Annotated in this window: 19 protein-coding genes; 14 read left to right on the forward strand and 5 right to left on the reverse strand. The window is 40.6% G+C overall.

Annotated features, from left to right (window positions below):
* Positions 1-306: 306 nt before the first annotated feature.
* Positions 307-1,647, forward strand: a complete 1,341-nt coding sequence (locus tag MHB50_RS20270) for a cyclic 2,3-diphosphoglycerate synthase (protein ID WP_339160663.1) — start codon at positions 307-309, stop codon at positions 1,645-1,647.
* Between the two features lie 674 nt (positions 1,648-2,321).
* A complete protein-coding gene (locus MHB50_RS20275; protein WP_253191900.1) occupies positions 2,322-2,969 on the forward strand; it encodes a hypothetical protein in 648 nt (215 codons plus the stop codon).
* Positions 2,970-3,470: 501 nt separating this feature from the next.
* Here MHB50_RS20275 and MHB50_RS20280 read toward each other — a convergent pair.
* Genes MHB50_RS20280 through MHB50_RS20290 form a run of 3 tightly spaced genes read right to left on the reverse strand, consistent with a single transcriptional unit; the run spans position 3,471 to position 5,973 of the window.
* The gene (locus tag MHB50_RS20280; RefSeq protein ID WP_077112680.1) at positions 3,471-4,766 is read right to left on the reverse strand and encodes a hemolysin family protein; all 1,296 of its coding nucleotides are present in this window, start codon (positions 4,764-4,766) and stop codon (positions 3,471-3,473) included.
* Positions 4,767-4,815: 49 nt separating this feature from the next.
* Positions 4,816-5,502 carry a zinc metallopeptidase gene (locus tag MHB50_RS20285; RefSeq protein ID WP_340084616.1) on the reverse strand — a complete coding sequence of 229 codons (687 nt, stop codon included), beginning with the start codon at positions 5,500-5,502 and terminating at the stop codon, positions 4,816-4,818.
* A gap of 21 nt (positions 5,503-5,523) precedes the next feature.
* Positions 5,524-5,973, reverse strand: coding sequence for a MerR family transcriptional regulator (locus MHB50_RS20290; protein ID WP_339160671.1), 450 nt, complete (start codon positions 5,971-5,973; stop codon positions 5,524-5,526).
* A gap of 571 nt (positions 5,974-6,544) precedes the next feature.
* Between MHB50_RS20290 and MHB50_RS20295 the strand changes: the two genes are divergently transcribed.
* From MHB50_RS20295 to MHB50_RS20320, 6 genes are all read left to right on the forward strand, one after another.
* Positions 6,545-7,726 (forward strand): DUF4317 domain-containing protein, encoded by a 1,182-nt coding sequence (locus tag MHB50_RS20295; RefSeq protein ID WP_077112676.1) that lies wholly within the window; start codon positions 6,545-6,547, stop codon positions 7,724-7,726.
* Positions 7,727-8,120: 394 nt separating this feature from the next.
* Positions 8,121-9,209: an iron ABC transporter permease gene (locus MHB50_RS20300; RefSeq protein ID WP_339160675.1), complete on the forward strand. Its 1,089-nt coding sequence runs from the start codon at positions 8,121-8,123 to the stop codon at positions 9,207-9,209.
* Positions 9,209-10,030, forward strand: a complete 822-nt coding sequence (locus MHB50_RS20305) for an ABC transporter ATP-binding protein (RefSeq protein WP_339160677.1) — start codon at positions 9,209-9,211, stop codon at positions 10,028-10,030. Before MHB50_RS20300 ends, MHB50_RS20305 begins: the two co-directional genes overlap by 1 nt.
* Before the next feature lie 3 nt (positions 10,031-10,033).
* Entirely contained in the window at positions 10,034-11,053 is a 1,020-nt protein-coding gene (locus MHB50_RS20310; protein ID WP_339160679.1) for an ABC transporter substrate-binding protein, read from the forward strand.
* Positions 11,054-11,075: 22 nt separating this feature from the next.
* A complete protein-coding gene (gene hemH, locus MHB50_RS20315; RefSeq protein ID WP_339160681.1) occupies positions 11,076-12,023 on the forward strand; it encodes a ferrochelatase in 948 nt (315 codons plus the stop codon).
* Positions 12,024-12,499: 476 nt separating this feature from the next.
* Entirely contained in the window at positions 12,500-14,011 is a 1,512-nt protein-coding gene (locus MHB50_RS20320; protein ID WP_077112668.1) for a malate:quinone oxidoreductase, read from the forward strand.
* Positions 14,012-14,123: 112 nt separating this feature from the next.
* On the opposite strand, the gene MHB50_RS20325 is transcribed toward MHB50_RS20320, so the two are convergent.
* Entirely contained in the window at positions 14,124-14,657 is a 534-nt protein-coding gene (locus MHB50_RS20325; protein ID WP_340085375.1) for an ECF transporter S component, read from the reverse strand.
* A 97-nt stretch (positions 14,658-14,754) separates the two neighbouring features.
* Between MHB50_RS20325 and MHB50_RS20330 the strand changes: the two genes are divergently transcribed.
* The 6 genes from MHB50_RS20330 to MHB50_RS20355 all read left to right on the forward strand — a co-directional run bounded on the left by MHB50_RS20330 (position 14,755) and on the right by MHB50_RS20355 (position 21,348).
* Positions 14,755-14,937 (forward strand): hypothetical protein, encoded by a 183-nt coding sequence (locus MHB50_RS20330; protein ID WP_340084617.1) that lies wholly within the window; start codon positions 14,755-14,757, stop codon positions 14,935-14,937.
* Positions 14,938-15,198: 261 nt separating this feature from the next.
* A complete protein-coding gene (locus tag MHB50_RS20335; protein WP_340084618.1) occupies positions 15,199-16,215 on the forward strand; it encodes a trypsin-like serine protease in 1,017 nt (338 codons plus the stop codon).
* A gap of 428 nt (positions 16,216-16,643) precedes the next feature.
* Positions 16,644-16,985, forward strand: coding sequence for a hypothetical protein (locus tag MHB50_RS20340; protein WP_340084619.1), 342 nt, complete (start codon positions 16,644-16,646; stop codon positions 16,983-16,985).
* Between the two features lie 350 nt (positions 16,986-17,335).
* The gene (locus MHB50_RS20345) at positions 17,336-17,911 is read left to right on the forward strand and encodes a TetR/AcrR family transcriptional regulator (protein WP_339160690.1); all 576 of its coding nucleotides are present in this window, start codon (positions 17,336-17,338) and stop codon (positions 17,909-17,911) included.
* Between the two features lie 112 nt (positions 17,912-18,023).
* Positions 18,024-20,486, forward strand: a complete 2,463-nt coding sequence (locus tag MHB50_RS20350) for a YhgE/Pip domain-containing protein (protein ID WP_340084620.1) — start codon at positions 18,024-18,026, stop codon at positions 20,484-20,486.
* 163 nt (positions 20,487-20,649) lie between these two features.
* Positions 20,650-21,348, forward strand: coding sequence for an SDR family oxidoreductase (locus MHB50_RS20355; protein ID WP_340084621.1), 699 nt, complete (start codon positions 20,650-20,652; stop codon positions 21,346-21,348).
* A gap of 98 nt (positions 21,349-21,446) precedes the next feature.
* Here the strand turns inward: MHB50_RS20355 and MHB50_RS20360 are convergent, their stop codons facing one another.
* Positions 21,447-21,635 carry a hypothetical protein gene (locus tag MHB50_RS20360; RefSeq protein WP_339160699.1) on the reverse strand — a complete coding sequence of 63 codons (189 nt, stop codon included), beginning with the start codon at positions 21,633-21,635 and terminating at the stop codon, positions 21,447-21,449.
* Positions 21,636-21,765: the final 130 nt, after the last annotated feature.

A 21,765-nucleotide genomic window follows, 5' to 3' on the forward strand; every position in this document is an offset into this window, starting at 1 on the left:
GTCATCCTAACAGTTTCAACATCTAACAATATGAATGTAAGACTAAGAACTTGAAATGATCCGTATATTTTTCTGGAGAATGAAACTCTTTTTTAAAGGTCAATAATGGGAGTTCGTATGGAATGGGTCATTTGGTAGTAAAAGATGTGCGAAATTTACAGATAGAATCCCATCTACATCGTATTTTTCGTTATTTCAATCGTATTTGTGTTTAAGGTTTAAGCACATTCGAAAAGATTCCATTGTATTAATATACATTCCTAGCTATAATTATAATAACTTATTGTAATTATAGGAGAGAGTTCTATGAAAAGAAAAAATATTATTATTATAGGTGCGGCTGGCAGAGACTTTCACAACTTCAATACGTATTATCGCGATAATGAAGCCTATAAAGTTGTCGCTTTTACAGCAACACAAATTCCAGATATTGATGGACGCAAGTATCCAAGTGAATTAGCGGGTGAACTATACCCAGATGGTATTCCCATTTATTCACAAGATGAATTACCAGAGTTGATTAAGGAATTACAAGTGGATGAATGTGTTTTTGCGTATAGTGATATTAGTTACGAGGATGTTATGAGCGTGGGGGCAATCGTGAATGCAGCGGGCGCCAACTTCACATTGCTCGGTCCAAACAGCACGATGTTAAAAAGTAATAAGCCCGTCATTTCTGTTTGCGCAGTGCGAACTGGAACTGGAAAAAGTCAGACGTCGCGAAAAATAATTGAAACGCTGTTGGAGCATGACTTGAAAGTCATTGCAGTGCGACACCCGATGCCGTATGGCGATTTAAATGCGCAACGTGTTCAGCGCTTTGCGACAGTCGAAGATTTAAAGAAACATCATTGTACAATCGAAGAAATGGAAGAATATGAACCACATGTGGCACGAGGAAATGTTGTGTATGCGGGCGTTGATTATGCAGACATTTTGGCAGCAGCTGAAAATGATCCAGATGGCTGTGACGTTATTTTATGGGATGGGGGAAATAATGATTTCTCTTTCTTTGAGCCTGATTTAGCTGTTACTGTCTTGGACCCGCATCGCCCGGGTCATGAGCTGAAATACTATCCTGGCGAAGTTTGTTTAAGAACAACTGATGTAGCCATCATTAACAAAGTGGATAGTGCGTCAAAGGAAGCCATTCAAATTGTAGAAAATAATATAAAATTTGCAAGTCCCCATAGCACGATTATAAAGGCTGAATCAAAGATTACAGTCGATCATCCGGAAAGTATTATTGGAAAACGCGTGTTAGTCGTTGAAGACGGTCCGACGTTGACACATGGAGAAATGAAAATTGGTGCAGGTACCGTCGCGGCAGAGCGTTTGGGAGCGAAAGAAATCATTGACCCACGTCCATTCGCGGTAGGTACATTAACCGAAACGTTAAATAAATACAAACATATTGGAAACGTCCTTCCAGCAATGGGATACGGCGAACAACAATTAAAAGATCTTGAAGAAACGATTAATAAGGCCGACTGTGACGCAGTGATCATTGGGACACCGATCGACTTAACTCGCGTCATTTCAATTAATAAGCCGTGTACACGTGTACACTATGATTTAGCTGAAATGGGCAGTCCGAATTTAAAAGATATCGTAACAGATTTTATCCAACACCATAAGCTTGTGTGAAGTGACTTTCAAAAACTCCTAAAAAGACTAGCGACCGATTAGTTGTGTACTGAACCCCAAACATACAACATTAGTAGCACAAAACCAAGGCCATGGTTTTGTGCTACTTTTTTTATAGAGGAAGTGAAGAAAAGCCGATCCCTGTCTGCCTTTGGGATCAATATAGAGTCCGCACCTGAAACAGGCTCATTTTCACATCCTTATTTGAACCAATTGAGTATGTTGGATCCGTAGAGAGCTTGTACAAGAAAGTGGAATCGATAAAGTTGAAGACTTCTATGATTGACTAGGGAGGAGTAGAGATTATGAATCAAAAATTAAATAATCATCTATTGGCAAATTAAAAACGCAACCTCAGAGAAAGCCTCATAAGGTTGCAATGATCCACGTGTATAAATAAGTTTTTTCCTTTGTACGTACCACGGACTTATGTGTGGTAATCCTTGGAGTTTTTCCGTAATTTTGCAATAACTTCCCTTGCGTAATTCCATATCAATTCTACGACAGCATTCATTTCCATGCTAATCCCCCAACCATAATATGGAAAAAATGTATGAAAAGTAAGCATTTTCACCTATAAAAATGATAATATCTAAAAAGTATAATCCTGAAAATAGATATGTATGGTATATTTTGGTTAGGTCATTATTACTACATATTAGGAGGGTTTTTTTGTGAAAGAAAAAGGAAGGATGGTTGAAAGGTTTGGTAAAGGTTTTGTATTTTTTATTATTGCAACAGTAATAGTTATTATCGCTTCTTCATATGTTGCACATAAAATTGGCTACCAAAATGCAACAACACTACTAGAAGATAAAAAGCTTACAATTGAAGAAATGGAAAATGAACTTTCAGAAATCAAAAAAGAACAAAAACAAAAATCTGAAGAACTTGAACAGTTAAAAGATGAATATCAAGAAGCAACAGCACTTGTAGATCAAAAAGATGAATTGCAAACAAACGTAGATCAATTACAAGTTAATACAAAGCAAAAAAGTGAAGAAGTAGCTTCTTTAGATACTCAAATAAAAGAAAAACAGAAGGAACTAGAGAAGTTGGAAAATGGCGTTGTTGAAAAAAAAGAAGAGCCTAAAACTTTAGCTGCCGGACAATTTGAAGTTGGAAAGGATATTCCAGAAGGACGATATAAAGTTCAGCCAAATGGTGGAAGAGGGAACTTTTTTGTCAACGATGGACTAAAGGTTAATGTAATACTTGGACATTTCTCCGATGAAATGTATCTTAAAGAATATGTTATAAGTTTAAGTGAAGGTGATATTATAAAAAGTACCTTACCTACAAAATATATACCAATTGAATAAATAGGGATCATTTTTATTCCAATAATAAGTGTGGGACTTCTTTTAGTTGCCCAGCTTTGGTCTTTACTTGGCGCCCTTATGTAAGGGCAACCAAAAACGGTGTTTAAACAAGGGTATGATCAGGTTCCATTAAAGATCATTAATATATTTCATACAGCGGGTAACAGCGAACTTGGAGGGGGAACCATGTACGAACACTATGCTTCTTGTATTGCTCTGTTTAAGCCTTTTGCATTAATAGGTGGAGGCGTTATGGGAGAGGGCAGGCGTACGTATGGTCTTTGATCCTTATTCAGATATGTATACATCAGATAAGTGAAACCCCAAGGCCTCCCGTTTTTCATCATCAGGCTTCAAGGGATCCGGCGGAATTCCTTTTTGCCATTTTTTCATTTAGTCAATAAAATCAAAAGCGAAACTGTGTAAGTAAGAGTCGTAATCACTCTTACTTCACAGTTTCATGTACATTCCCTATCCCTTTCTCAACAATAACATCTTACACTACGCTTTTTTAACTTCTAAATAATGAATTTGATGCCCATCTTTGTTTTGTACTTTAAATGTATAGCCTTCATGCTCTATTTCTGAATCGAGGTCTGCATCGATGCTTTGGGTCAGGAACCAACCGCCGATTGTGTCCACTTCTTCGTGTTCTAAGTTTGTTCCCAGTAAATGATTTACATCTTCAATTAGTAATTTTGAATCTAAAATAAAGTGATTTTCACTTAATTTGCGGATTTCGGGTACTTCGTTTTCATCAAATTCATCTCGTATTTCTCCGACAATTTCTTCAAGTATGTCTTCGACGGTAACTAATCCAGACGTACCCCCATATTCATCCATCAGGATCGCAATATGGATCCGTTCTTTCTGCATTTTTACTAGTAAATCATGTATGGGGATCGTCTCAATGACTCGAATGACGGGATTGATGAAATCTTCAATTTGAAACTCTTTATCTGTTTGTTGGGCCAGAAGGTTGGCCGCTAAAAATTCTTTCACATTGATAAAGCCTTTAATATGGTCTTTATCACCGTCAACGACCGGATAGCGTGTAAAATTTTTCACTTTAATCGTATTCAAAATTTCTTCATAGCTATCGTCAATCGAGATGGCCGCAATCTCTGTTCGCGGGACCATAATTTCTTTTGCGATTCGTTCATCGAATTCAAAGATATTATTCATATATTTGAGTTCATTCTTGTTGATTTCCCCACTCTTATAACTTTCAGACAGCAGTATGCGCAGTTCCTCTTCCGAGTGGGCTACTTCATGCTCTGAAGCAGGTTTTATGCCAAATAGTCCAATAAGCAAGCGGGCCGACCCATTTAGCGACCATATGAAAGGGTACATTAATTTATAGAACCAAATAATGGGTACGGCGAAAGCAAGGGTTACCGCCTCAGCTTTCTGAATCGCGACTGTTTTTGGAGCCAGTTCCCCCACCACTACATGTAAAAACGTTACGAGGGAAAAAGCGATTGCGAATGACAAAATACTTGTCAGTGATTCATTTAATTCAAAATGCTCGAATACAGGATGCAATAATTTTTCGACGGTCGGTTCTCCCAGCCATCCTAATCCTAAAGCAGTCATGGTAATCCCCAATTGACATGCGGATAAATATTCATCCAGATGTGTGACAACCCTTTTTGCAGCAAGAGCGCCTTTTTTTCCTTCAGCAATTAATTGATCTATTCTTGATGTACGGACTTTTACAATGGCAAATTCCGTCGCCACGAAAAATGCGGTTAAAGCAATTAATACAGCAATTAAAATTAAGTTTATGGTTGTCAATGAACAGCCTTACGAAAGTAAGACTTACACCTCCCAATAAAAGATCGTTCTATTCTTCAGCATTTCCTTGAAGAAAGATCATGACAAATTTCAATAGTTCAAATACAGCCATCAGTGCTCCCGCGACGTATGTCAATGCGGCTGCATTTAGTACTTTCTTTACACCGTGTTCTTCATCATTAAACAATATACCTTCAGAAAGCATTAAGTTTTTGGCGCATTTACTTGCATCAAATTCCACTGGGAGTGTAATTAATTGAAAAGCCACTGCTGCCGAGAAGAAGACAATGCCAATACCGATTAAAGATAATTGTTGTAAAAGAAATCCCCCAATAAATAAAAAGGGAGCAACGCCAGAAGCAAAATTCGCCATAGGAAAAATCCGGTGCCGCAGGACAAGAGCTGTATATGATTGTTGATGTTGAATGGCATGACCCACTTCGTGGGCTGCGACGGATACAGATGCGATAGAACGTCCATAATAAACTGGTTCCGATAAACGAACGACACGTTTAATGGGGTCGTAATGATCGGAAAGCATGCCGGGCACGACCTCGATCGGAACGTTGTGCAGCCCGTTGCTGTCCAGAATTTGCCGAGCGGCCTCCGCACCAGATAAACCCGTCCGGGTTTTCACCTCTGACCACTTATTAAAATTTCCTTTTACCTTAAATTGTGCCCAAATGGAAATCCCTAATGCCAAGAAAATGAAAATGTCCATTGGATGAAAAAACATGGAAGTATCACCCCCAAAGATTTAACTAAGCAATAAAAGTAATGTTTGTATCAATGACAAACTTTCATGAGAGATTTTTTTCTTAATATCGTCAAATTTCTTTTTGTCGGTTTTCTCTAATTGAGCCAGAATTTCAGAAACTTCCTTTTCCAACCCTTTTATTTTCAGTCGCAGTTCTAATACGTCAACTTCTTCTGAATATTTTGCAATGATTTCTTTCTTAATGTCATCTAGTGACATTCCATCTTGTTTTCGTTTTTCAATAAATTCAATTCTTTCAATGGAAGACGGGTCATAGTAACGGTAATTTGAAGCGGAACGTTCCGCTTTCAACAAACCAAGATTCGTATAATAATCGATAGTCCTCTTGGTAACATTAGTTTTATCAGCTAATTCACCGATTCTTAATTTTTCTGTCCCAACTAAACCCCTCCTAACCAAAACGTTATGGTTACAAGACAAATTATACAAAAAATGTTGCTTCCAGGCAATGTTTTTATCATGAGGGAAAATGTTTTTGAAACGCGAGTTTGAGCCTGGAAAACTCTTTTTTTTCAGGGAAAGTGTTGTAACAATACCAACCGCAAAGGTTGGCTCAATTTATTTATACGTATACCCTTTTCTGCGGGTTTCAATTTAAGCCGATTTGGGAGCGGCAAAAAGCGATGGGGGCTTGAATCTTCCTTCACGGTTGGCAAATTTTTGGTGAAGATTGCTTAGCTCCAATCAACGAGAGACTGGCATGTTTGAGGGTGCCTGCAGGGGCGGATTCCTTTAACGAAACTGTCAGTATGTAAGAGGAGGCACTTATATGTCTTTAAACAATCTGTCCGGCTATGTTGTTATAATAAGGGAGTGTTCAAAGAGTGATATGCTTCCAATGAGGTAGACGGAAAAAAAATATACTTCATCTTGCCTGATGGGGAGCGGTTCAGAGCGTATAAACGCCAAATTGGACTTGCTTTTTTAAAGAAATGGAAATTCACCCGGGAAAAATTTGCTTTCCCTTCACAGACCAAACAGTAAGGAGTTGCACTTTCATATGAACAAAAATGATATAGCCAACATTCGTAAACAATTCAAGCTTGATAATGATTTATTAAAAGTCAAAGATATTTTTAATGTCTACATCAGAAAAGAAAGCAGCGATATTTACCATCAAGAGAGCCAGCCGTTTTCCATGCTGGAACGGGAGCAGCAGGAGTTGTTCATGAACAATTTCAAGAAGGTGCTGACCGGAAAATTGGACGTGAAATTATTTGAAGTGAAGTTTCTGGAGCATGCAGAAGATCACACACGGTTTATTCTTCATGAAGGTCTGCAAGCGGACGATGTAGATGAATGGAAGGAGCAGATGTTGCGAATCGTTGAAAAGACGTTCAAGGATGTCCAGTACGAAAAGGATATGGTAGTCACCTTCATTCGGGGAGAGTATTTTAAACCGACGAAAAGAAGTCATGAGGAAGCGGAAGTAAGTGGCCGGGATGAGGTTTATATGCACCCTTTTATTCTCTGCAGCATGAATCAGACGGAGCAGCCGAAAAGAACGTTGGTGTTTGACTATATTGAGAAGGAATTTAAGTCGAACGTCGTAGTTGACTCCATTATCAATATGGCATCTCCGAAAGCGGGATTTTTGTTTCCTTGTTTCACAGACAATTCGGCTGATGTCAATCGCGTGTTATACTCGGCGGGCAAAGCAAACCAACCAGATTATCACTTTATCGAGAATGTGTTAAATGGTGAAGATATTATGACTGCCGAGGATGATAAAGCCGTTTTTGAGTTTGTCGTAAAAGAAGTGGTTGGAGACGAGGTGGATACCCATACGCTGTCCAACGTATACGAAGAAATCAACCGGATGATGGATGAAGAGGAAGGGGCGGAGGAAGAGGTTCCTCCAACATTGGATTATAAAGATGTGGAACGAGTGCTAAAGGTGAGTGGAGTGGAAAATGTCGATACGGATCTAGTGGAAATGGCTTTTCAAAAAGTCGTCGATGACGAGAAGTACGAGCTGAAAGCAAGTAATATTGTTCCGAGTTATACGTCTAAATCTATCAAAATTAATACAAAGGTGGCGAATATTTCTATCAGTCCAAAAGACTTAAAGTATGTTAGACAGGTTCATTTAAACGGCAAGCGCTGTCTGTTGATTGAAGTGGAAGAGGATACAATGATTGAAGGTTTTAAATTGATTCCAGAGACATCTTTGAGTCGCTAGAGAGAATAGATATTGAACAATCAAGGGGTTGTCTAAAAGGGTAAAGGCGTTAAAACTTAAAACCCGAGAATGTTGTTTTTACAGCATTCTTAGGTTTTATTTTTTTGCTTTTCAAGCTTAATATTACTTTTCGGATAGCTCCATATAGCTATGCCAACTGTTGTGGATGGCATTTTTACTTTGGGCAGGTAGGGGCATGTCGGGTATTCTGGAACGTATGGCGCTTCGGGGCAGATGGATCGAATGTAGTTTTAAATGAAAAAATATTTAAATAAATGTAATAAAATACGGAATCATTGACAAAATGGAGAGATTAAAATAAATTCTTGTATTAGGGAAACAAAATTAACTATAGTAAAATTTGATTCCCTTAACCAAGTTAGGGGGTGGCCTATTGATTCAGAAACAGTTAGAAACAGAAAATCGTCTGCAAGCTCGGAGAGTGAATTACAAAAAAAGTTGGCGAAAGTATGTATTTCTTTTAAGCTTTCTTGGTTTTATCTTAATATTCTCCATGATTTTGGCCAATTCAATAGGTCCAGTACCTATCCCTTTTCAACAAACCATTGCCATTATGTTGGATGCTCTCCATATCGAACAAGGATTGGATTACATAGAGAGGGATGCCATTGTTGTAATGGACATCAGACTACCGCGTGTAATTGTCGGCGCATTGGTGGGAGGAGCCTTGGGTACGGCAGGAGCCATTATGCAAGGTTTATTTCGAAATCCTTTAGTCGAGCCGGGCTATATTGGCGTTTCAAGTGGTGCGGCATTAGCCGCGGTCATGGTTCTTTTTTTTGGCTTAGTAAAATACAGTTTGTGGATTTTGCCCGGAGCAGCCTTTTTAGGTGCGCTTATATCAATGGGGATTGTGTTGGCAGTTTGGGAGATGAGCAGGAAAACATCAGTGTCGACATTACTGCTGGTGGGTTTGGGGCTAAATCTGTTCGTCTCGGCTGTTATTAGTGTTTTTGTTGCCAGTGCTCCCAGTGAGCAAGAGCTTCGCAGCATCGTCTTTTGGTTACAGGGTGGATTGGAAGGTCGAACTTGGCAACATGTTCAACTCATTAGTCCATTTATTCTTGCGGCTATAGTAGGTGTCTGTTTTTTCGCAAGGGAATTAAATATGATGTTGCTCGGTGATGATCAAGCAAAAAGTACCGGAGTGAATGTCCGAAGAACAAGATATATTTTGTTAGGCTTAAGTGCCCTTATGACCGGTACGGGTGTAGCTGTCAGTGGGACAATTGGCTTTGTCGGCCTTGTTGTGCCACATGTGATTCGCCTTTTATTCGGTGCCGATCACCGCTTTTTACTTCCTGCCAGCGCGCTCGGTGGAGCGGCATTTCTTGTTTTGGCGGATACTGTTTCACGTATGGCTTTTGAAAGGGTTCATCTGCAAGTGGGGGTTGTTTGTGCTTTAATCGGAGCGCCGATCTTTTTAATGCTTGTTCTCCGTTCAAAAAGGGGGAGTGTCTAATGAGTATCTCGTGCCATCAACTTGTGGTTCAAATCGGAAAAAAGAAAATTCTAAAATCGGTTTCTTTTAGTGCGATAAGGGGCACTTTTATTGGTCTGATTGGCCCAAATGGCTCTGGAAAATCGACTTGGCTGAAAGCTTTAGGCGGATTACTAAGTTATCAGTCTGGTACGATCCGCATTCAAAACAAGAAAATCAGCTCATATTCCGCCAATCAATTGGCAAAAATGATTGGTTATGTGCCTCAAGATACAACCATTGGATTCGATTTTCGTGTGAGAGACATCGTAATGATGGGGAGACATTCCCATATCCCGCGTTTTGGTTTTGGCCGTTTCACCGATTATGAGCGGGTGAATGAAGCGATGGAAAGAACAGCGATTACCCATCTCTCTGAGCAATCGGTGACAAGCTTATCCGGCGGGCAAAGGCAAATGGTGTTTATTGCCAAGGCTTTGGCGCAAGACCCGTCTATTTTATTATTGGATGAACCTACTTCGGCACTTGATCTTCATCGGCAGCTTCAAGTGCTCGAACTGGTGCGCGAATTGGTTGACGAAGGAATGATCGCTATTGCCGCTTTACACGATTTAAACATGGCTGCCAGGTTTTGCGATCAATTAGTTTTATTAAAAAACGGAGAAGTGCAGGCCGCGGGGGAGCCTAAAGCTGTATTGACAAAGAAAAGGTTACAGGAGAGTTATCATGTTGAGACTGCTATTCGCCATGATGAACTCATTCATGCCCAGACCGTCACAGCGTTAAAATATCAGCCTCCCGAACAGGAAATCATAAATGAAAGAAAGAATGGAGTTGGGTAATGGATGAGAAAAATCATATTTTATGGATGTACGCTGCTCGTGTTATTTTTTGTGAGCGGATGTGGGCAAAATGAACAAAAGACGAACAGTGAACCGGCAAATCAACAGAAAGATGCGGAGAAAGAGTCTTTTTCGAATGATAAAGAAAAGGGTCAGGAGGGTGAATTCCCGCGTACGGTTGATGTTTACGGAGAAGAAATCACAATCGAAAAGAAGCCGGAAAAAGTTGCGGCATTATCTTTAAATGTAGCGGAAATTGCAGTGGATTTACTTGGTGCGGAGCACATTGCAGCTATAACAACAAGCGCGGAAAATGATCGTTTATCCCATATCACCGAAGAACTCGATCAGATTCCCCATAAAATTGCAGGCGCCACCTCATTAGATCCGGAAGTTGTTTTGTCGTATGAGCCTGATTTGGTGCTTTTAACGTTAACCCATGGGTCTGAACAGGATGCGAATAAGATGTTGCAATCAGCGGGTGTGCCACTAGCGTCTTTTGACCGTTGGATGACGGTGGAATCTTTAATGGAGAATTATCAACTTATTGGCGAATTGGTTGGTGAAGAAGCAAAGGCGGAAAAAAGGGTGGCGGAGATGAAGGCGAAAGTGGAAAAGGTTCAAAAACAAGTGGCGGATCAAAAAGAAAAGCCTTCTGTTTTACTGCTTTCACAAGTAGGTTCTAATACAGGCCCTTATATTCTGGGTCCATCCAGTATTGCGTATGACATCGTAAAACTTGCGGGTGGCACACCGGCATCGGATGTACTCAACTTGGATAAAACAACGCCTGCTTCGATAGAGCATATAATCGAAATAGATCCGGATTACATTGTTCTCGTTGAGTGGGGATCGACAAGCGGGGAATTTTCCGAACTGTTGGATTCACCGGGGTTTAACACTTTGCGTGCTGTTGAATCAGGCAATGTAAAGAATATCCCGGCAAAATCTATTTCCCAGCCTAATGCTTATGTAGTAGATATACTGGAGGAACTGGCAGAATGGATTCATCCAAACCAATGACCAATGCAAGGATGTGTATAAAATGATTGGTATCATAATTTTTGCGTATGGCGGTCCAACATCTATGGATGATTTACTGGATTATTATACTCATATCCATCATGGCAAGGCGCCGAGCGAGGAAAGTATAGAAGCAGTGAAAGAAAAGTATAGGCATGTTGGAGAAGCAAATCAGCTTGGAAGTATGACAAGAAGGCAGGCGCTGGCTTTAGAGCATGCTTTACAGCCTTGCTTTGAGGAACAAGTAAAGTCCTATGTCGCTTTTAAACATACGCCTCCTTTTGTGCGGGAAACGGTTGAAAAAATGGTGGCAGACGGGGTTGAAAAAATCATCACCTTTCCGATTAAACCACTGTATTCAAAAATGGGCATTCGTTACTACCAACGTCAAGTCCGAAAGACTTTGAACATGCTTGGGTGTGATATGCCGATTGTGGATGTTGAACACTGGCATCAACAGGAAGATTTTATCCGAATCTTAGCCCAGCGTGTTCAAGAAGCGTTAGATTGGTTGCCTAAAGACGAATTTCAAGCTTCTTCTGTTATTTTTACGGCCCATAGTCAACCAGGTCTTGCGAAAACGCATGAAATCTATATACAGCAGTTTTCCGAATTGGCAAAGTTGGTTGCGGAGCAATTGCATGTGCCGGATTGGGAAATAGCTTACCGAAGTGCTGGTGAAAAGAAAGAACTGTGGCTTGGCCCTGATGTAAAAGATGTCATTCGAGAAAAAGCAAGCCAAGGCATTAAAGCGGTAGTCACATGTGATTTATTATCAGTAACAACCAATTTGGAAGCTCTATATGACATAGGATTCGATTTACAGGAACAATGTCGAGAATGGAACATAGAGTTAGTAAGGACTGCTTTTTTGGATGATTCCTATGATTTTATCCAAGCCTTGAAGAAAGTGGTCGTGCAAAAAGTAACTGCAGAAGCAAAAGGTTGGTTACGCCCTAATGCCATATAGTTTGTTTGCCCAAACCCGAAAAGAATGTAGTTTCTTTATCGGGTTTTTACTTTCGTATTATTGTGGATGGCTAAAGGTACGGGGAACATTTTGGCGTAAAGAATGTGAATATCAAAGAGGCATATACAAAGTAATAGAATAGTAACATCTGGCGTTGGTGGGGTTTTATGGTAAAAAGCCACACATAGGAATTTTCTCTAATTGTGGTAAAAACGACTTTTTCCTATACTGTATTAGGTCTCGTGGGACTTTTACTTTTTGTATTATAACAGTTTAGTCATCAATTCTTCGAAATCAATCTTAAATTTAGATAATACAAAATAAAGATTCTTATCTCTAAAAGGCTCTTATGAACGATGATTAGGGTATAATAGAGTTAGAGAAGATTTGTGATTAGTTCGCGCTCTGCTTGTTCGATGCTCAAGTAAGAGCGCCTTCATTCTATATGTAAATTTCAGTGTATAAGGAAGGTCGAAATGAGCGATAAACAAACGAAAACAGACGTTATCTTAATTGGTGCTGGCATTATGAGCGCGACTTTGGGTTCGTTACTAAAAGAGTTAGCGCCGCAGTGGGAAATCAAAGTGTTTGAGAAACTGTCAGATGCGGGAGAAGAAAGCTCTAACGAATGGAACAATGCGGGTACGGGCCATTCCGCACTTTGTGAACTTAATTATACACCCGAAAAATCGGATGGATCGATCGATATCCGCAAAGCAGTAAAAATTAATGAACAGTTCCAGCTATCAAAACAGTTTTGGTCTTATCTTGTAAACAGCCAGATGATTCACGATCCGCAGGACTTTATTAGGCAAATACCCCATATGAGTTTCGTAGAAGGGGAAAAGAATGTCGCATTCTTGAAAAAACGTTTTGAGGCACTGGCAAACAACCCTCTTTTTCAAGGAATGGAGTTTTCCGATGACCCGGAAAAATTGAAGGAATGGGTTCCGCTCATCATGGAAGGCCGCACATTGAATGAACCGATAGCGGCAACAAAAATCGACTCGGGCACGGACGTCAACTTTGGTGCATTAACACGCATACTATTTGACCACTTAAAGCGAAGGGGCGTCGAAATCAATTATAAGCACTATGTGAAGGATATCAAACGTAACAGCGATGGCTTGTGGGAAGTGAAGATGCATAATATGGACAGTGGCACAATTGAACACCATACTGCAAAATTCATCTTTATCGGCGCCGGAGGAGGAAGTCTTCCATTACTTCAAAAAACCGGTATTCCCGAGTCAAAACATATTGGAGGTTTTCCTGTAAGCGGACTGTTTATGGTCTGTAAGAATCCGGAAGTGGTAGAGCAACACCACGCAAAAGTGTACGGTAAAGCAAAGGTCGGCGCTCCTCCCATGTCGGTTCCGCATCTTGATACAAGATTTATCAACAACGAGAAGACATTGCTGTTTGGACCGTTTGCCGGCTTTTCGCCCAAGTTCTTAAAGACGGGTTCAAATATGGACTTGATCGGTTCTGTTAAACCGAATAATGTCATCACGATGTTGGCGGCAGGGGTAAAAGAGATGAAATTAACAAAATATCTGATCCAGCAAGTGATGTTATCAAACGAACAGCGCATGGAAGAGTTGCGCGAGTTTATTCCGAGCGCCAAAAGCGAAGATTGGAACATCGTGACAGCTGGCCAGCGCGTGCAAGTCATCAAAGACACCGAAGCCGGCAAAGGAACGCTGCAATTTGGCACGGAAGTGGTGAATGCGGCCGATGGTTCAATCGCCGCGTTACTTGGTGCTTCTCCTGGTGCTTCTACTGCTGTTCACGTGATGCTTGAGGTATTGGAAAAATGCTTCCCGCAACATGTGAAAGAATGGGAGCCAAAAATCAAAGAAATGATCCCTTCTTATGGCGTGTCACTAGTGGAAAATCCAGATCTTTTCCAAGACATTCATGCTACAACAGATAATACGCTAGGTTTAGTGGATCATAGAAAAACAGATATGCTACAGGAAGCCTAAACTGCTGGGCCGAAAGTTTTTACCAATATAAAAAGCCGTATGGATACAGCATTTCACCTTGTATCCATACGGCTTTTCTCGGTTCTTTTGGGCGACGGACGGTATGCAGCCATTATTTAAAAACGGGAATTTTTTTCAACACTATACAAACGGGAATAGCCACACCAATCCCAATGACACTCTGAATGATGTCTCCGGGGATGGAAGCCAATGGTACAATCCAACTGCCATACAGCACCCGCTCCCAAACATAATAGCCGGCGATCATAGGAGGTACCGAAACAATCATGGCAACCAGGTTGAAAGTGATGCTGCTTCCTCGCCGCTCTCCCTTCCAGGCTATTTTTCCAACGATATAGCCTTGCAAACCGCGGGTTAAAAAGGTGATAGGCGCCCACAATGTCCAGCCCGATACTAGGTCAAACAGCCCCATTCCGGCGGCCCCGGCAATAGCTCCCTTTTTTGGACCGAATAAGATGGATGCGATAAAGAGCATGGCTGTTCCAAGGTGAACCAAACCGCCATTCGCTGAAATAGGCAGTTTAATATTTAATAAGAGAGTGGCCACGAATACGAGAGCTGTTAACATGGCTGTCAGGATCAGATCAAACGTGTTGGAGCGCGAATAACTAGTTGTTCTTTGCATCATAGACCTTCTTTCTCTCATTTTGTTTTATTGATAAGATTAGCAAAGGATTGACTCCGCTAAAAGTGCCACTTTTATAAAAATAGAAGGGGCCAGATTGCAAAAGAAGCTTGGCCATTCATGGAGATTGATTGTAGTAATGAGGAAGAGTAAGGTGGCCGTTGGCTATTTCAACCGTCCAAGCCAAACGGGCCATTCTTGGGCATTAAGAAAAGCTAACGAGGAAAAGGCGGTTGCCAACGAAACAAATCATACGATTTATCAGAAATCAGGAGGATGATGGGGTGAGTGAAACCGAGATACAACATCTTCAATCGTGACTCATTGGTTGTATCAACTCGTCCAGCCTGGATAGCAAGACTGATATTTTGAAAAAATAAATCCCGTTCGTCTTCATTTAATTGTATTATTTACCAAATGAATAGAGCTAATTTACTAAATATTTAAATATTACCTAATATTGTGTTGATTTAGAAATGAAAACGCTTTACAATAATGACTAATATACAAAAAATAAAAAAGGAAAGGAAGGAAATCAAAAATGAAAAAGTCACTCTACCTCGTTTTATGCATGTTGCTGTTTGCCTATTTTGTTGGGCCAATGGAGAGCTTGGCCGCATCCCCCCAACAGGAAAGCCCAAATGAAATCTATGAGCGCTTCGATCTACCAAAACTGGATAAAGATAAGACTCTCGCCTTGGAAGAAAGATATAAAAAAGATATCCAGAAGCTGCCGAAACAAAAGGATATTGATGCTGCCGAATTAAAACAGCTGGAAAGTAGCAATCTTAAAACCACCTCAGTCAGTTCTCAAGGAAACATATTAGAAGAACCAAATGCCCCTAAGTTAAACAGTCCCGTTGAATCAACTTCCCCTGATGTGACTTCTTTAGATGTTAGTCCACTTAGCGCTGATAACAGAGTAAAAGTAACGAATACAACTATAAGCCCTTATAATGCCATGGCACAAATCACCTTTAGAGATTCATCCGGGAGTTGGTATGTATGCTCTGGGTCATTTATCAACGAGACGACAGTTCTTACAGCGGCACATTGTGTATATGATTCATATAATGATGAATTTTTCTCATATTGGGCTGTTTCTCCAGGACAAAATGGTACAGAGTTGCCTTATGATGGGGTGGCTTCTACCACGGCTTATGCACCATTAGGTTGGATGTCATCAAACCCTCCAGATCCGAGCAGCGTATACTTTAAAGATGTACAATATGATTATGCGGTTATAAAAATTGATTCTACTCATTCACCAAAATTATCTCTCAGAAAAAATGCGGGTGTGAACGATCCGATCATTTCTCATGGATATCCTGCTGATAAAGGTACAGGAACGGGCTATTATTACTTATATAAAAGCTCCGGCAAAATAAATAATATTTCTCAAAATACGATCATCCATAGCTCTTCTGTCACTGGCGGTATGAGTGGTGGGCCGATTCTGAATTCCAATTCTGTGATTTCTGTCAACAGTACAGCAAGTTGGGGACCAAAGTTTGGACCATCTGAAATATACCAAATATATCAATGGATGTCTCTTTAGTGACGGCCAAAAAACACTTACATTATAACCCTACTCCAAAATTTTGGAGAGGGTTTCTTTCCATTATGAAATAGCAGATAGCTGGATTTTTGAAAAAATGGTTTTTTAATTGGTTATGTCGAAAGATATGTTTGTTGTGATGTTAAATCGTCTTTTGCCTCTTTGGTTTATGCGTCTGCTTGAAAAGGGTGTTGAGTGATCATAGCGTCGCGCTAATGTTCTTTTGGATATTTATGTTACATGATGGAATCATTTATTTGTTATAAGCTACATATAAATGAAGAAGAGAATCCTATGTGTTCCAAATGTCAACGATTGAAAAAGAGGAAGTGAGAGCCATCAAACCGTTTATGATATTTTGTTTAGCAATCTTGTTAGTTAGTTGCTCTACTTCGGGTAATTCGAAAGAACAGGAGGAACATTCGAAAATGAAGGAAATTACTTTGAAAATCATTGGTGGAGAAGAAAACGAATACTATTTGATAGAGGTATCAACAAAAGGAGAGCAATCTGACAGCAATTCTGCTGTGTTGCCTCAAGGGAGACTAGTAATGACAAATGAGGAAAAGGAAGCAACAATCAAGTTACATATGGATATTCCTTACACCATTCATGTGTCTAAATCGAAAGTGAAAACGGTAGATGAATTTATGGCTAAAAAGACATCTGGAGAGGTAGTAACCGGACCATTACTAAAAACCATCGAATTTACTCCTCGTCAAGACACAAGTACGCTAGAAATTCGTTTAGACAACGATCACAATGAATGATCAAAAAACAGGCTCCGTATGGCTGAAGTTGAAAGCAAAGGAAGGCTCCCGCCCATGTCCAAACTGCAAGATTGACTGTAATCTTGATTGTCTGTGAGAGAAATCATATATCGGACCAGCATTACATGTATCTATTCAAGCTGGGTGACTTCATGTTAAAATGAATTGTTCGCCCCGACCGATCGTGTGGCAGTGGACAAGCAAGCTGAATTATATCCATGGAAAAAACACTTAACCAGCAATTAAAACAATGTGTTGCATCCTGTAAATCGATGTGTTAGTATTTCATTGTACGTATGACCAAAATGTTCAATTGGTCAAAATGGTTTCCCGAATGGGGGTGAAAGCACATGGCCATTGATCGGAAGCAGCAAATTTTACAGGCGGCAACAAACTCCTTTTCCTTATTTGGCTACAAAGCTACTACGATGGATCAAATAGCCAAATTGGCCAATGTCGGCAAGGGGACAATTTATACTTTTTATAAAAATAAAGAAGAGCTGTTTCATGAAATTATTTCTACTTTAATCCTTGAAATGAAAGCGGCGGTTGAAAAAGAGATATATGATAATGCAACGTTTTATGAAAAGGTGGATCGCGCGCTTTTTACATTATTGGAGTTCCGGACTGACCATCAACTCATGATTAAACTCATACAGGAAGAAAAGGAAATGGGAACGCCGGCGGTAAAGGACGTCATCCAAAAGATCGAAAACACGATTATCCAGTACGTGGGAAACATTGTCCAAAAAGGGATTGAAAAAGGCGAGATTAAGCCATGCAATCCCGAAATCACGGCTTTTGTCATTTTGAAGCTTTATGTCGCGCTCATCTTTGATTGGGAGAAGGTCCGTGAGCCGTTGGAGAAAGAGGACATATCAAAACTGTTTAAATTATATTTGTTTAAGGGGTTATCCAACAGATAATCCTTATTTTTAAAACAATTTTGACCAATTGAATAAAGTGGTCAATGATTATTTTGCGTGAAATTGACTAGTTGAATATAATGGTCGTTTTTTCGGAAGGGAGAATAAATGGATGGAGAAATCTAGCTTTTTAACGGAATGGAAGCAAATCCTGACAAATAAAAAAGTGCTGATTCCCGTTATCGCTGTCATTTTTGTTCCATTATTATATGCGGGGATGTTTCTTTGGTCTTTCTGGGACCCATATGAATATTTGGGTGATTTGCCTGTTGTTGTCGTAAATGAAGATGTTGGGGCTGACTATGAGGGAGAGAGATTGGAATTAGGTAAAGAACTGGTCGATAAGTTGAAGGATAACGATGAATTCCAATTTCACTTTGTCCCCAAAAAAGAAGGATACCGGGATTTGAAAAACCGAAAATATTATATGCTGATCGAAATACCGAAGGATTTCTCGAAAAATGCGACGACGCTAATGGACGAAAAACCAAAGAAATTAGCTTTAAAGTACGTACCGAATGAAGCTTACAATTTCCTTTCTTCTCAAATCGGGGAAACAGCGGCAAAAGAAATCAAGGCCGAGGTTGCCAAAGCTGTTTCCACCACATATGCCGAAACAATGTTTGCCAAGGTTGAAGAAGTAGCGGAAGGTCTTGAAAAAGCGAGTGATGGCAGTAAAAAATTAGATGAAGGGGCTAAAAAAGTAGCGGATGGATCCAAAGAATTAACAGATAATCTTGAAGTGCTGGCATTCAGCTCCATTGAATTTGAAAATGGTATAACAAATGCACGCTCCGGTTCCAATGAACTTGCCAATGGATCACGGGAACTGGCGGACGGGATGAATCAATTGACAGATGCCAGTGAAAAACTTTACAGCGCGTCCACAGAAGTGCAACAAGGCTCACAAGCATTAACAGGCGGTATTTCCCAAATGAACAACGGGTTACAGGAAATGAGCGGGAAAATACCGGACTTGGTCGAGGGAACAGGACAGGTGCAGGAAGGGCTCAAACAGCTTCAAACCCAATTGCCAAAGCAAATGGCCACTACGATCCATGCGAAAATCCAGGCAAGCGGCCAGGAAATGAATCAAGGTTTGGATCAATTGAATCAGGGCATTAACGGGAAACTGCAAAATGACTTAGTGAATGGGCTGTCTGGGCAGCTTTCAGCAGGTGTGGCACAAGGAGTTGCCGATCAAATTGATAAAATGCAAAAAGAGCAGATGGATAAGCTTTCCGCAGCTTTATTAGATAATGGGGTTCCAAAAGAAGCCGTTCAAAAAATAATTTCCCAAGTAGGAGCCGCCTCCCCGACGAAAGAACAAGTTGAACAGACATTAGTGAATCAACTGCAACCTCAAATAGAAACCGGCGTCAATCAAGGAGTTCATCAAGCCACTGCGGGGATCGATGAGGCATTCGGCTTGTATAAGAGTGAAGTAAATAAAAAAATTGGCGGCTCAACCGCCGGACTGGAGAAAGAAATTCAACAAGCGGTTGATCCGGCATTGAATCAATTAGGAACGGGTCTTGGAGCTATACAATCTGGCCAGCTTGCGCTTCAGGAAGGGGTCAACCAACTGTCGAATGGAGCAAAAAATCTTAACGACGGGTCTTCCAAGTTAAGCAGCGGCCAACAAGAATATGTGAAAAACATGGAATTATTCACACGAAAAATGGGAGAAGCGAATTCTGGTGCCCACCAATTATCGGACGGCGCCAATAAATTACATGACGGAATGGGCCAATTGGCAGATGGCTCCTTGAAAATCAAAGACGGATCGCAAAAACTAGCTGATGGGTCCTCTAAGCTGTCAGAAGGAACAACCGAACTGCATGGTGGAACAGCAGAATTACATGAAAAATTGAGTGATGCGGCAGAAGAGGCGGGCTCGGTAGAGGCTAATGATGATACGTATGATATGATGGGAAATCCTGTTAAAGTGAATAAGGAACAGGTAAGTCCGGTTCCAAACTACGGAACAGGTTTTGCTCCATACTTTGTGTCGCTGGGATTGTTTGTCGGTGCTTTATTGATGACTATTGTCTTCAATATGAAGGAACCCGCAGGAAAGCCGCGTAATGGCATCTCCTGGTTCCTTGGCAAATTCGGCGTTGTGGCCGTTATCGGAGTGATCCAGGCATTATTAGTCGATGCTGTCTTATTATTTGGATTGGGAATGGAAGTAAAAAGTATTCCATTATTCCTTTTTGTATCCATCATAACGAGTCTTGCTTTTATGACATTGATACAACTTCTCGTCACCACAATGGGTGATCCGGGGCGTTTCATTGCGATTATTATTCTCATTTTGCAACTGACAACAAGCGCGGGAACGTTCCCGTTGGAGTTAATTCCGAAAGTTCTCCAACCGATCAACAACTTATTGCCGATGACATATACCGTTCAGGCGTTTAAAGCGGTGATTTCAAGCGGAGATTATGCGTTCATGTGGCAAAATATCGGTATTCTAGCCTTATATATCCTGGGCTGTGCCGCGTTAACAATGACTTATTTTATGGTCAAAAAGAAAAAAACAAACGGACAGCATTCAGAGGCTGCAGTATAGCGATCAAAGACAGGTATTATGACAATGTTGTAATACCTGTCTTTTTGTCAATATGTTGGTTTATTTAAAAGGTGGCTGATTATTTAAGCGGGAATGCGATCTGTTTTCTTCCTATTTTCCTTCGTGTTACACTCGTTAAAAGAGGTAAATGGAGGAATGGAACATGGAGCAATTACAAGGCAAAACAGTTGTTATCACAGGAGCAAGCAGCGGAATTGGCGCCGCCATTGCCAAAGAACTGGCGGCAGAGGGCGCCAATGTTGTTCTGGCCGCCAGACGTCATGAAAAGTTGAATGAAATAGAGAAGGAGATAAATCGGCAAGCTAGAGGGAAAGCATTTGTGGTGAGGACAGATATGGCCAACAGGGAAGAAGTAGAGGAAATGGTGAAAAAAGCGATGGAAGCATTTGGACGAATTGATATTTTTGTCAATAACGCGGGCCAGATGCTTTCGGCCACTGTCCAGTCCGGTAAAGTCGAAGAGTGGGAGAAAATGATTGACGTGAACATAAAAGGGGTGCTATACGGTATCAATGCCGTTTTGCCTTCCATGCTTGAACGCTCGGCCGGTCATATTATCAATATTGCTTCTGTTTCCGGTTTTGAAGTGACGAAGATGAGCACAGTTTACAGCGCAACCAAGTTTGCGGTCCGTGCTATTTCAATGGGACTGGAAAAGGAACTGGCCAGAACCGGTGTCCGTGTAACTAATATTTCTCCGGGCATGGTGGACACTTCATTGAGCACAAGTGTGTCCAACCGTAAAAAACTGGAGGCTGAGGATATCGCAAAAGCTGTGTTATACGCCGTTACCCAGCCTGATTATGTGAATGTAAATGAAATCACCGTCAGACCGGTTTGATGGAAAAGAAGCCGGGGGCTCCATTTCGCATTTTTCACGCAGCCTTTGAACGCCCCTTCTTGACTTTTCGCACTTGGCCCAGGGGCACTGTCACTTCATCAGAAGTCTTTGTTTAATTCTTGGAGTCTTTGGTCGATATGGGAAATGACGAAGTGACATTCTTCAATCTCAAACTTATTTCGCGCTTTTAAAAAATATTGAAGACATTTCACCGCATGTTTTCGCCATGCTGTTAATTCCTCAACTGTACATTGTTGTATCTGTTTTTTAACTCGTTTCCGGTCCATTTTGATCACCCTCCCAGAAAATTCAAATAAGGGAGTTGGAAGGCCTATTTTTCAATCGCACAAAAAGGTGCTGTCTAAAAAGTCCAACTTAGAGTCAAGAGGCTAAAACTTAAAACCCAAGAATGTTGAT

It is taken from the genome of Siminovitchia sp. FSL H7-0308, from assembly GCF_037980985.1.
In the GTDB taxonomy this organism is placed as follows: domain Bacteria; phylum Bacillota; class Bacilli; order Bacillales; family Bacillaceae_C; genus Siminovitchia; species Siminovitchia thermophila.